The 14,107-nt window shown below is 28.0% G+C and carries 5 protein-coding genes; all 5 read left to right on the top strand.

Annotation, left to right across the window (positions count from 1 at the left end):
• Nucleotides 1-252 precede the first annotated feature (252 nt).
• Nucleotides 253-1,530, top strand: coding sequence for a tyrosine-type recombinase/integrase (locus tag AAON49_RS00445; protein WP_349551817.1), 1,278 nt, complete (start codon nt 253-255; stop codon nt 1,528-1,530).
• Nucleotides 1,531-1,619: 89 nt separating this feature from the next.
• Nucleotides 1,620-4,364 carry an ATP-dependent helicase gene (locus AAON49_RS00440; protein ID WP_349551815.1) on the top strand — a complete coding sequence of 915 codons (2,745 nt, stop codon included), beginning with the start codon at nt 1,620-1,622 and terminating at the stop codon, nt 4,362-4,364.
• 3 nt (nt 4,365-4,367) lie between these two features.
• Nucleotides 4,368-6,206: a site-specific DNA-methyltransferase gene (locus AAON49_RS00435; protein ID WP_349551813.1), complete on the top strand. Its 1,839-nt coding sequence runs from the start codon at nt 4,368-4,370 to the stop codon at nt 6,204-6,206.
• A gap of 3 nt (nt 6,207-6,209) precedes the next feature.
• Nucleotides 6,210-9,482, top strand: a complete 3,273-nt coding sequence (locus AAON49_RS00430; protein WP_349551811.1) for a DEAD/DEAH box helicase — start codon at nt 6,210-6,212, stop codon at nt 9,480-9,482.
• A 3-nt stretch (nt 9,483-9,485) separates the two neighbouring features.
• Nucleotides 9,486-13,943 carry a protein NO VEIN domain-containing protein gene (locus tag AAON49_RS00425; protein ID WP_349551809.1) on the top strand — a complete coding sequence of 1,486 codons (4,458 nt, stop codon included), beginning with the start codon at nt 9,486-9,488 and terminating at the stop codon, nt 13,941-13,943.
• Nucleotides 13,944-14,107 lie beyond the last annotated feature (164 nt).

Here is a 14,107-nt window from a genome sequence, read left to right as displayed (position 1 = left end):
GTTGATTATTTATTATTCTTGAATATAAGTGAATTGATTCAATAAGTTGTAAATAGCTTATAAATCAAGAACATATTAAAAAATCACCTTAAGGAGATTAACTACAAAATTGAGATGCACAATACTAAAAAGTATTGATGCTGAAGACTAAACATAAAATTGACGTTGCACAACTGTTGCACAACAAATCTTTAACTCCACTCTTCTTCTAAATCCACTTAAAGCCAATTTTTTAACCTTAAAAATTAAATTATGGCAAGAATTAAGTATTACTTAAGAAGTAAATCGAACCCAAGTAAAGTTTATGTGAGATTCTCTATAAGTAGAGAGATTAACTTTAGGAAAAGAACTCCTTTAATTGTTAATCCTTCAAACTTTAATAACTCAACTGGAACTTTAAAAGTTCATTGTAAATCTGAAGAAGATTTTAAATTCAGAGAAGAACTTCAATCATTAACCAAACACATCATTTCAAGATTCAATGAAGACAAGTTGAATAACAAATCAATTGATAAATTTTGGTTTGATAGTTTAGTTGATTCTCACTTTAATCAAAATGCATTAGAGAATTCTAATTTTGAGTTGAGAAGTTTTGCAAGAAAATATATTGATGAATTACCTAATAGAACTAATCCAAACGGAAGTTTAGGTTGTGCTAAATCAACACTTGTAAAATACAAAACCATACTAAAAAAAATTATTGAGTTTGAAGATTCAAGAAATAGAAAAACTAAGATTAGTGATGTAGATTTGAAGTTCAGAGATGAATTTTTAGATTTCCTTTTTAGTGAGCAAAATATTGGAACAAATACAGCAGGGAGGTATATCGTTTTTATAAAAACTGTCTGTTTATATGCCAAAACAAATGGCGTGAAAACAAACTATCAATTAGAGCTAATAAAAGGATTCTCTGTTAAAGTAAAAAAGGTGACTTTATCATTTGATGAATTAAACCTAATTGCAACTACTAATTTTAAAAATGAAGATTTAGACTCTGCTAGAGATTGGTTAATCCTTGGATGTTATTTAGGTCAACGAGTTAGTGATTTACTTCGTCTAACATCCAAAAATCTAATAATAAAAGGAGAAATGAAGTTTGTTGAATTAGTTCAACAGAAGACAAATAAAAAAGTAACCATCTTATTACATCCAAAAGTTATAGAAGTTTTAGAAAGAAGAGACTATAACTTTCCAAAAACCTACTCTAATAATATTGGAAGCTCATCTACAAACTTTAATAAACTGATTAAAATAGTAGCAAAAAAGGCTGGTATTATAAAAGAGATTGAAGGGGCTAAAGTAAATCCTAAAACCAATCGAAAAGAAGACGGATTTTACCCAAAGTATCAGTTGATTACTTCACATATTTGTCGTAGGAGTTTTGCCACAAATTTTTATGGAGACATTCCAACTCCATTGCTTATCAACATAACTGGACATTCAACAGAAAAAGAATTTCTGAACTATATAGGTAAAGCATCCATAGACTATGCAGAGCAGCTAGCTAAATATTGGAAAATAAAAGTTTAGTTTAATATTGAGAAGATAAAGAATACGTATTCTTTATCTTCTCAATATATATTATATCTTTATAATTAAAAAATGATTCAATCAACTAAATGCAATACACCAAGGAGCAAGAAATTGCCATAAATACTATCAAAGACAACCTACAAATCATTGCTTGTGCTGGTGCAGGTAAAACTCAAGTTATAAGTCAGAGATTAGTAGAAATCTTAAAACAAGAAGATGTTGAACCTATAAATGTTATTGCTTTTACTTATACAGAAAAAGCTGCTGCAGAACTTAAAACAAGAGTTTTAAAGTTATGTAGAGAACAACTTGGTGACATCAAAGGACTTGCTGATATGTATATTGGCACTATTCACTCTTGGTGTTTACAGGCAATCCAGGATAACATATTCAAGTATCAAAGGTATTCCATATTAGATGATATTAAACAAAAGTTATTTGTAGATAAGTACTATAACTTTATAGGAATGGCTTCTGTTGGAATGGATAGGTATAAAGATACAGGTCGTTTTCTTGCAATTATGGCTTTGTTTAGAGAAGCTGAATTAAATGAAGGTATTAAGTTACCAGAAGAATGGGAAGAAGCAGTTAAGAGTTATGAAGAAACATTGCATAACCATTCTTACTTTGACTTTACAATGATTATGACAGAGGTTATAAAGAACCTTAAATCAAATAAAAACTTTCAAGATAATGTATTAGGTAACCTTAAATATTTGGTAGTCGATGAATACCAGGATGTAAATCCAGTCCAAGAAAATCTAATAAAGGAGTTATCTATATCAAACTGTAATATATGTGTAGTTGGTGATGACGACCAAACACTATATGAATGGCGTCTATCAGATGTAAAATATATTCAACATTTTAAAGAACGCTACAAAGATGTTTCTTATATCAAATTAGAAGATAATTTTAGGTCATCAAAAGGTATTATAGATTCCGCTCTAAAGTGTATTACTAATAACACAAAACGCTTACCTAAAATAATGAATGCTAAAGGTCACCAACATTTTAGAGATGGTGATATTATTTACAATCAATATGAAGATGTTGAAAGTGAAAATCAATTTATAGCAGCAACAATTCAAAAATTAAGAGGTAAAGAATTTCAAGATAGAAATGGTGGTGCAAAAAGAGGTTTAGACTATTCAGATTGTGCAATACTTTTAAGAACCTGGAAAAAGGCAACTTCTATAATGGAGATGTTAGCAGAGCATAATATTCCTTTTGTTGTTAGTGGTGTAAATAATCTTTTTGAAAGACCTGAAATAAAAGCATCTAAAGCTATATATCAATACCTAAATAATGATATAGAAGAAGACACATTAAAAGCATATTGGGAAGCTGTATCAGAAAACATTAAAAGTGAAGATATAGATTCTGCTATTGGAGTTATAAGTAAAAAGAAGCCTAATCCTAAAATGTACTTCAGTACGTTTAATATTCAGGAAATATTTTGGATGTTTATTGAAAAGGCAAAATTATCAGAAGAGGTTTTTGCAAACAAAGAACACGAGGGCATTGTAGGTAATGATATAAATGAAGTTATCTATTATAATTTAGGAATGTTTTCTCAAATTATTAATGATTATGCAAGTATTCATTTTAAAGACAAACCTATATGGAAGTTAAAAGGTTTCTTAAATTTCTTAAGGTATTCAGCAGATGGATATTATCCAGAAGGTTGGTTAAATAATAGTTACAAAACACCTAATGCAGTACAGATAATGACTGTATATCAATCAAAAGGATTAGAGTTTCCTGTTGTTTTTGTTCCTGGTTTAAATAAAAACTACCTACCAATTAAAAGACCTGGAGGTAAACAGATTTGGCACTTTATAGAAAGAGAATGGATTAAAGACCAACATAGATTAGAAGTTAGTGAGGAAGCAGAAAGACGTTTATTTTATGTTGCTATAACTCGTTCTCAAAAGTATCTTTTTATCACTCGTAGTAAAGAGAATAGACTGTATCAAAAAGAGTCACCTTTTGCAAAGGAGATTAGTAATTCAGAATATATTATATCAGATAAAAACCCTGATTATTCACATTTAGAGAATCTAACACCAACACCTAAAAAAGAAGCTGGTGCAATTCAATTAAACTTTTCAGTATTAAAAGCTTTTTTTGATTGCCCTTATCGTTTTAAACTAATTAGTCTTTATGGTTTTGTATCACCTATTACAGAACGTATGGGATATGGTAATTCAATTCATAATGTATTAATGGAAATGCACCGTAGACATTTAAAAGGTGAAGATGTATCTAATATTAATATTGATGAATTAGTAGAAAGCCACGTACACATACCTTATGCTACTAATATAGTTTTAGACAATATTAAAGAAACGACTAATAACGTCGCAACTGCATACCTGGAAGAAAACCATAAAGAGTTTGACAATATCGAATATGCTGAACAAGAAATTCAAATTGATCTAGGTGATGGTATTATGGTGAATGGTAGAATGGATTTAATCAAGAAAATTGACTTAGATGGAAATGAAAGTACTACCATTATTGATTTTAAAAGTAAAAAGGAATCACAAGATCAGGATATTACAATGGAGCAATTATCTATGTATGCACTTGGCTATAAAGAATTAACAGGCAAAACAGCAGATAGACTTCAGATATTTAATTTAGATGAAGATAAAAACTCTAAACATACACAGCGTTTAGATAACTCAAAAATTGACGAAATAAAAGAGCGTATCATTACTTCAGCTAATGATATTAGAGATAATAAATTACAGAAATCTTGCCCACCAACAACTTGTAATACGTGTTGGCAAAGGCAATTATGTTCAGGTGTAAAAGCAAATTAAAATATGGCTAAAAAATATAAAGGTTCATTAAGTCTTGAATGGTTTAATAAACAAAAAGCAATAGTAAATCTTAATGAGGATAGCATTAAATCTGCAAATGATATTCCTGCACCTCGTATTAATTGGATTAATAAAGAGGAAGCTCTTTTCTATGAGTTAAATGAAGAAGAAGGTAAAGGAAACACACCATATTGGGTAAATAGAGATGATATACGTGTTAAAGAAGCAAGACCTTTGGTATTTCAAAAAGCTTTTAAAGCAGTTGAACAAAATAAAAAGGGTACTTTACCAGGTACTGAAACAGAATTTACCATTCAAGAAATAGATAATGAGGAAGATTCATTAGATATTGATAATATGCTTATAAAAGGTGATAACCTTTTAGCATTAAACACCTTAAAAAAGCATTTTGATAAGTTGCCAGACAATGAAAAGGTAAAATGTATTTTTATAGACCCACCATATAACACAGGTTCTGCATTTGAACAATACGATGATAATTTAATGCATTCAGAATGGTTAACTCTAATGCGAGATAGATTAATCGTGTTAAAAGATTTATTGAGTGATGATGGAAGTATTTGGATAACTATTGATGATGATGAAAGTCACTATTTAAAAATATTATGTGACGATGTTTTTGGTAGAGATAATTTTATTGCTAATGTAGTTTGGCAAAAAAAATACTCGCCACAGAATGATGCTAAATGGTTTTCTGATATGCACGACCATATTTTGGTTTTTGCTAAAAATAAGGAGACTTGGCGTCCCAACCTATTACCTCGTTCAAAAAAAATGAACAGTAAATATAAAAATCCTGATAATGATTCAAGAGGTATTTGGAAAACAAGTGATTTATCAGTTAAGCGTGTAACGCCTAAAGATATTTATGAAATAACTACACCTACAGGCAGAAAAGTATTTCCCCCAAAAGGAAGAAGTTGGAGTATATCAAAAGATAAATTTCAAACTTTAGTCGATGATGATAGAATTTGGTTTGGTGTAAAGGGTGATGCAATTCCACAACTTAAAAGATTTATTACTGATGTAAAAGATGGTATGACACCTTTAACAATATGGTTATATGATGAGGTAGGTCACAATCAAGATGCGAAAAAAGAAGTTAAGGTATTAAATGAAGATGACGTCTTTGATACACCTAAACCAGAAAAGTTAATGCAACGTATAATTCATTTAGCTTCAAATGAAGGGGATATTATTTTTGATTGTTTTGGTGGTAGTGGTACAACGTTTTCTGTAGCTCATAAAATGAATAGAAAATGGATTGGTACAGAAATAGGTAATCACGCGGATACTCATATCATTCCAAGAATAAAAGGTGTAATTGAAGGTTCAGATAATATTGGGATTACTGAAAGTGTAAAATGGCAAGGTGGTGGTTCTTTCAGATATTATCATTTAGGTGAATCTATTATTAGCATTGATGAAGAAACTAAAAAAGGTGAATTTAATTGGTCTTTAGGTAAGCAGTTTATTCAAGAATCACTATTACAGTCTTATGATTTTGTAGTGCAAGATATAAATGTCTTTCCTGCGCAAATATTCCAGGATGAAGACAATAAACCTACAGTTGGTAAAATAGTTGGCTCTTCTAATAAAGCAGTATATGGTTTAGCTTTTTTAACAACACCACAAGAAAATAATTTAACCATTACTAACGAAGAGGTTAAAACTATCTATAGCACTTTAAAGAAGCAACCAGACTTTCAATCTTTAGTTATTTACAGCAATAAAGGCATAGACATCGCACAAGATACTATTCCAGAAGATTTAGCTATTATAAAAGTACCTCACGCAATATTTTCAGAATTAGAAAGATAGACTATGCCAGTAATTAAACCATATTACCAAGAGTTTAGAAAAATACTTCATTCTAAATTAGAAGATATTAAAGGTAGAATAGATTCAAGCACTGGCGATATATTTGGTAACCTTACACCAGAAGCATCCTTCTTAAAAGATCTAGCTGAAGGCGTTACTAAATATCCATTTAGATACTATCAAAAAGAAGCTATATATACGCTACACTCTATATACAAACAAGCAATAGATGTATGTAAATCACCAGATGAGATACAAAAGAATCTACTACGTCAAAAAGGTTATAAACATATAAAACCATTATTAGAAAAAGTTAATAAAGAAACAGGACAATTAGCACCTTTTATTGGCTATGAAATGGCAACAGGTTCAGGTAAAACTATGCTTATGGGAGCAACTGTGTATTACCTTAATAAATACCATAATGTCAAAAACTTTTTAATTGTAACACCATCATCTACAGAAATATATAAAAAGACCATTCGCAACTTTACTAAAGGAACAAATGAAACTGTATGGAATGATGAAGTGCCTTTTAAATTTAACCTAATTACAGGTGATAATTATAAAGACACAAAAGACCTATTTACAACAGATACAGATGCTAACATATTTATATTCAACATAGATAAGTTTGGCACTAATGCTACTCAAACTAAAAAACAATGGGAAGGTTCAGATTGGAAAGATAAAGAAGGTAATACAATTAGTTTATTGAAATTTCTATCTCAAAATGATTTAGTAATTATCACCGATGAAGCCCATCATGCTCAAAGTAGAAAAGCAAAGCAAGTAATTAATGCATTTCATCCCTTAGCAGTAATAGAATTTACAGCAACAGCGGTAGAAACAGAAAGAAGTCAAGCCAAAAAGAATCAAACGATTGTATATAAATATGATATTAAAAGGTTTTTAGAAGACAAGTATGGTAAAAAAGTACGGGTATTAGCATTACCTGGTCAAGAATCAAAAACTAAAGGTAAAAAGACTGAACTATCAGATTTAGAAAAATATAAACTACTGACATTCTTTTTGGTGCATTTAGTAAAAAAGAAAGCATTAAATAGTGATGTAAAATGTAGAGATTTAAAACCTATTGGTTTTGTAAAGGTTAAAAATGAAATAGCATTTGCAGAAAAAGTTGAGTTATATATCAAAACTGTTTTAGCAACAGATACAGAAATACTTGAAGTAATATTAGAAAAAGCTAAAGCAGAAGATACAGAAACAACAAATCTAATCTTGGAAATGTTTGAATCTGATTACAATTCAGACACTACTGCATTATTAAAAGATATTGAAAAAGTAGCTCAAACATCAATATTACTGCATTCTAAATCAGATAAATTAGTAAAAAAACAATTTGATGACATACAGAAAAATAATGTAGAAATTGTAATCTTTATTGATATGCTAAATGAAGGAATAGATATGCCTAATATTTATTCTATGGTGATTATCAATGACACACCTTCAGAATTTAAAACATCAGTTAAGCAAATTGTTGGGCGCGGTGTACGGTTAAATAAACTTCAAAGAGAATATGATGAAGTTGAAGATAATGACCTTTTAACACATACAGAAAAGCTACATATAGTTTGTGATAAAGGAGCTTCTTTTGAAGAAGTAGTTTTACAAATACAACAGGAGTTTGGATTAAATGATAAAACTTTTGCAATGGAAAGAGGTGCTGAAGAAGTTATTGAAAACCCTGTAAAAACCGAAAAATTAAGAGGTATTCAGATTCCTAAAATAACTATTGATTTTAAACGTAAACAAGGTGCTAATATCCAGGATGTAATTACTAACTATGACAAAATCATTAAGGACTTTTTAACATCAAATTCATTTAATAGAGAAATAGATTCAGAGAATAAAAGTTTTCTAAAATATACTCCTAACAGCTTCTTTACAGAAGTAGATTTATTCACTGATGAAAAGGTATTTCATAAGTTAGGTGAAGACCAAGATTGGAATTACGATACTTTAGAAATTTCTAAAAAAGACATGAAAGAAGTGTATGGCAGAGTATTAAAAGAATTACAAGCTATACCAGATATACCAAAAACATATACCACATTCCAACAGTATGGTAAACTATTAAATGATGTTGGTTTTTATTTCTACAATTTAGACGAGGTAGATTATAAGTTGGCAATAAATAGATTTAAAGACAGCTTTACATATTTCTATATACACTATGTAGAGAATGAATACTTTGAATTAGACCTTGACACATTAGACTCAGAATCAAATACTTGGTTGTTACAAAACGAGTTTAAAACGGAAAAAATTAAAATCCGAACTAAAGATAAAAACAACGATTCCAGAAATATTGCAGATAAAGACGAATTAATTGCGCTTATAAAAAATGGATATTACTTCTATGGTTATGAAAATTCTGCTTATGATTATGATAAGTTTGATTCATATCCTGAAAAGCAATTAGCAGATTATGTAAATCATCTTATTGAACAAGAACCAGATAAAACAGCTCCATTTTGGTTAAGAAATGAACGTAATATTCATTTTAAATATGGTACACATAAGTATTTCCCTGATTTCATATTCTTCTACAATAAAATAATTTATGTTATAGAAATTAAAGGGGAAGCCTTTTCTAATGTAAAAAAGAATAGATTATTACTTGAATTAAATAATATTGAAGGTATTGGAAAAGTAGACAGTTATGTTGGTATGGTTGTCTTTGAAGTCCAAATGAAAAATCTAGATGATTTAACAAAATCATTTGATGAGTTCAGAGCAGAAGCAGAAGAATATTTCAATCAACTGCAAACCAAATCAGAGTTAATAGCAGATGATGAAGTTCCTATAGATTTAAAATACAAAGAGTATGTTCCTGCTTATGAAGCAAAACAAGCATACTCAAAATTCATACTGCACAAAGAGCCTAAATCATCAAAATGGCTAAAAGTAAAATCAAGCGATTACTCTGAAAGCGTATTCGCCACAATGATAAAGAACAATGATTTAGGTGAAGAGTTTAAGAATAAATGGATTCTTATGGATAATAGATCTTTAAGTCCCGAAGAATTAGAAGATAAAACCATCTTAGCTTACCATCCAGGAATAGAAGATGATTCGTACAAGAAGAGGGGGTTGACCATAAAAACTTTTAACTACAAAGAAGTTACTCGTAAAATAGGGATGTTCGATGAAACGGTTCGCACAATTATCCTTTCTAATTATTCTGAAGAAGTAATTAAATTAGAACAAAAACTAGAAGAATTTAGTGTTATTGGTTTTAAGCTCTAATTTATGCGAGAGTTTCTAAAGGAAATAAAAGATAAAAAAAGAGCATTATTCAAAAGTGATTATCACGAAATGCTTGCCGCATTTAATAGAGAAAATGAAACTGTTGCTGGGTATAATGGCAGGCAACTATTAGAATTAATACAGAATTGTGATGATGAAGGCTCAAACATTGTTGTATTAAAATTAGATAAAGAAAATAAAACGGTAAGCATATCAAACGGTGGTTCGCCATTTTCTGAACAAGGTTACAGATCATTAAGTATTTCAAATCTTTCATCAAAAACATCTAAAAGAAAGTTTATTGGTAATAAAGGATTAGGTTTCAGATCGATTATCAATTGGAGTAATCAAATCAAAATAATAAGTAATCAAATAGTATTAACATATTCAAAAGAAAATCTTGTAAACGAGTATAACAATTTATTCTCAAAAAGTATACAGCAGGAAATTTCAAAAGAGTATAACTACGCTAAAGATGTTATTCCTGTCCCTTTTTTATCTCTTCCTAAAATAGAAAACTATAATGCATCAACTGAATTTAGCACAACCATTGAGATTCATTATAAAGATGCTTATTACAAGGATATTATTAAGCAAGTCAAAAATATTAAGTCTCAAACATTATTATTCCTTAAAAATATCAATGAAATAAATTTTATTGGCTTTGATGATATTCAAGATCTTAAAAGAGTTAAATCTAAATTTCATAAAACAGAGGATGATAAATTTAGTCCAAGTGAAAAAATTTCAATTAATAACGAAACTTGGCTAATATTTGAAGATGAAAATAGTATAGAAAATACAATTTCTATTAGAGATGAAAATGAATTTTATCAACTCAAACTTGCTCTTAAAAATGATTTAAATGATAAAAACAACTTCTTGTATTCCTATTTTAAAACAGATATATATATAGATTTCCCATATATTATTCACGGAACTTTCGATTTAGACCAAACAAGAAATAGATTAAATGATACGACTAAAAATAAATATGTATTAGATAGATTAGTCAATCTTATTATAGGTACTGCTAAATATTTATCCAAAGAAAATGTTTCTTGGAAACCTTTAAAATTATTGTCTTACTCTCAAAAAAACACAAATCTTGATAAACTTGGTTTTTACAATAGACTTGATAGAGCTATTTTAAATGAGGAAATATTCCCCTGTATAGATAATAAGTATAGGTTAAAAAGGAATACGATTTATAAAAACAATAGATTTTCGCAAATCATTAAAGATGTTAATGGGGAAGAGTATTTCGGTAACATGTTAATTCCTTCAACTGATATCAATTTAATCAAATACGAAATACCAAGTAACATACCTAATGTAATATCTAAAGTTGATGCATTAAGTAAAACAATAGATAGTATTCCACAAAGAGCAGAATTAATTTATGTAGTTAACGATAGTTATCCGAATAGTAATTTCAATATAATTATTGATAGTAACAATGAATTAATCAATAAAGAGGTAGATATTTTTACACCAACAAGAAAAGATATTTCGATTCCAGAATACTGTGATATTAAGGTAATAAACACAAGATTATTTAATATTCTTGTAAACAAGTTCTCTTTAAACAACTCTAAAGAAAAAGCAAGAGATTTACAAAGGAAATTAAAAAACAATACTAAAATTCATAGTTTTGAACCTGTTCCTTTAGCCTTAAAAATAATATCTAATACAAATAGTATTATTAAAACTAATACTGATAATCCTGGGTATTATATTAAGCAAATGGTTCAATCATTATACAGTAATTATAAATTATCTAAAGAGAATAATTCATTACCTCCAAAGTCTAACATTCCTTTATTATCAAAAACTGGAGATGTTGTATCATCAAAAGAATTATTTCTTTCAGAATATTATCCAACAGGTAAGATTACTGTAGATTTGTTTGGAGGCATTTACAGTCAAAATACCTTTTTAGCAAATTATATAGATTTTGGCTTTGATACTGTAGAGGAAGATATAGTATTAATAGAAGAATTTTTTCTGTGGCTGAATGTAAATAAGTTTGCAAAATATTATACTCAAGTAGATTCTAATTATGGTACTTCGCATTATTTAAATTATGTCCAGGAAGTTCAAGGACATATAAATAGAACAAGCATAAACCTTATTCAATATAAATCAATATCACATTTTAAATCACTTCTCACCAAATTATCCTTTGAGAAAGTAATTTTTTGGTTGTTCGTTGATGATGTATTAAAACAACAACTTGATGATAAAAATAATGATGATATAATTAAATATTATTATTACTCATTACGCAATGTTTACTCAAAACCATCTTATATAAAATATATGCTTTTCAGTAATGGTTATAACTTAAATAATCATTTGCTTGATGAGAATTTTGATTGGTTAAATAATATTAAAATCAATTATTTAGATAAGCTTTTTGTTAAGCACAACATTACTAAAAGAGATATAGATAATGTGCTAATACTATTAGGTGCAAAAGACACTTTTAATGAATTATCAATTGAGAGAGTTACAGAAATCTTAGAAGAATTACCTGTTAAATCTTCAAAAGGTAGAAACTCTCAAAAAATTTACCGTAAGGCAGTACAACATTATAAAGTTAACTCCGAAGAATTAACCAAAGAAGTGTTACTCTATGCACAAGATGGCTATGGTTTAAAGTTATTCCCTCAAAGTGAGATATATTTTAGTGACCGTATTAAAATTCCAAAAAAATTAAAGAATAATTATCCAATATTAAATTTCCCACCCCGTTCAGGCGGTAAAGATGCAATTGACTTTTTTAAAATTAATAACTTAAAGAATCTAAAAATTGATATTTCTAACTTTGAGATAAATGATAGTCTAACTGAAGATTTTAGAGCGTTCTTTGAAACCATAAAACCATTCTTATTAGTTTACCGAATAAATAAGATTGATAAGTATGTTCAAAAACAAAAAGAAGCATCACTAATTAAAAACTTACAGATTAAACTTTGTAATAAAATCGAATATTCTGTTGATAATATTGAAGATGTGATAGATGAAAATGAATTTATTCTACAATCAAACAATGTTTTTTTAATAAAAGCAAACCCATTAAATTCTTTAAAATCATTAAGAAAAAATTCTACTTTTTCAGACAGCTTCGCTTCTATTGTATCTCAAACTTTTGATGTTTTTAGTGATGCTAATGAATTTAGGTATATTTTAAGGGATGATATAAATGATACAGAGCATTCAACTATTAGAAATTTTGGTGAAGAACTTTTAATCGAGTCTAGAGAGTTACTTGGTCTATCAGATAGCAAAATAACATTTTGGAAAGCTATTTATACAACTTTAGGTAAGTCTTTTGATTATAACATTAATAAAGATGAATGGTTAGAGTCAATAGTCTTTGATTTAGACTTAGATAAATCAATTTTAGAAATTGATTACGACAATATAAATTCTAAAGAGAATATAGAGTTGTTAAATAATGTTTTTAGTAAAGTTAACATAGCAGTTAATGATTTTAATATAAATACATTATATGAGGTTAATTTAGAAAAGTATCACTTCTCAACTCTGAAAGATTATTTCTATCAGAAAGCAGAGATTTTTAAATCTACATTATGGTCATCTCTAAATTTAAAGTCCCTTGAAGAGCAAATGACTTTTTTAGATTTAATCTATAAATATGAAAACAGTGATGATTATATACTTTTAAAATCTTTTGAATTAAAGTTTACCTTCCAAATCAATAAAGAATTTATACTTTCTACATTTTTAAAAGAAAATTTTGGTTCTGACCTTGTTTTAAAACAAGGCATTAACAATGACTTAATAACTATTCTATTAAAAAATGAAAAAGCTTTTACACAAGAAGAATTAGATTTTTTAAAATGTTCTAAAGTTTATAGAAGTTTAATGTATTTTGAGAATAATATTAATTTTCTGAAACAAAAATATGCAGAATCTATAAATGAAAGTGAACCATTAATAGAAGAAGTAAAGGGTGATAGTTTTGAAAATTATGAAATTATTAATATTAATGACTCATTTACATTAGATCAAAATCGAAACAATAATTATTCTAATAATGGACCTTTTGTTCCTGGTGTTTCAAAAGACGTTATAAAAAAACGTAAAGGTGACAAATCAGAAGATATTGTATATAAAAAGTTAGTATCTAAATATGGTAGTAATAGGGTCTCTTGGAAATCTAAAGAAGATGAAGGGATGCATTATGATATTAGGTACTTATCTGAAGATGGCTATTGGAAATATGTTGAAGTAAAATCATTTAGTAACAATACTTTTATATTAACAAAGTCCGAAAAAGAATTTGGTGAAAAACATGATGATGTCTATGAAATTTGGTTAGTTAATAATGATAGCAAGATATATACATTAACAAATTTTTTTTCCAGAGATGATGTATTGCTAATACCAAAAGATTATTTAGTTTCTATTCAAATAGCAATAAACTACTAATTACATTTTCACATCAAAAAAATGCATCAATACTTTTTAGTATTGTGCATCTCAATTTTGTAGTTAATCTCCTTAAGGTGATTTTTTAATATGTTCTTGATTTATAAGCTATTTACAACTTATTGAATCAATTCACTTATATTCAAGAATAATAAATAATCAAC

The organism is Pseudotenacibaculum sp. MALMAid0570 (assembly GCF_040151415.1).
Classification (GTDB): domain Bacteria; phylum Bacteroidota; class Bacteroidia; order Flavobacteriales; family Flavobacteriaceae; genus Polaribacter.
Note: the sequence above shows the minus strand (reverse complement) of the source record. Positions and strands in the feature narration are given on the sequence as shown.

Bases quoted from the DNA above. Each gene is read 5' to 3' on its own strand.
- AAON49_RS00430 (WP_349551811.1), top strand. From the start codon at position 6,210: ATGCCAGTAATTAAACCATATTACCAAGAGTTTAGAAAAATACTTCAT.
- AAON49_RS00435 (WP_349551813.1), top strand. From the start codon at position 4,368: ATGGCTAAAAAATATAAAGGTTCATTAAGTCTTGAATGGTTTAATAAA.
- AAON49_RS00440 (WP_349551815.1), top strand. From the start codon at position 1,620: ATGCAATACACCAAGGAGCAAGAAATTGCCATAAATACTATCAAAGAC.
- AAON49_RS00445 (WP_349551817.1), top strand. From the start codon at position 253: ATGGCAAGAATTAAGTATTACTTAAGAAGTAAATCGAACCCAAGTAAA.
- AAON49_RS00425 (WP_349551809.1), top strand. From the start codon at position 9,486: ATGCGAGAGTTTCTAAAGGAAATAAAAGATAAAAAAAGAGCATTATTC.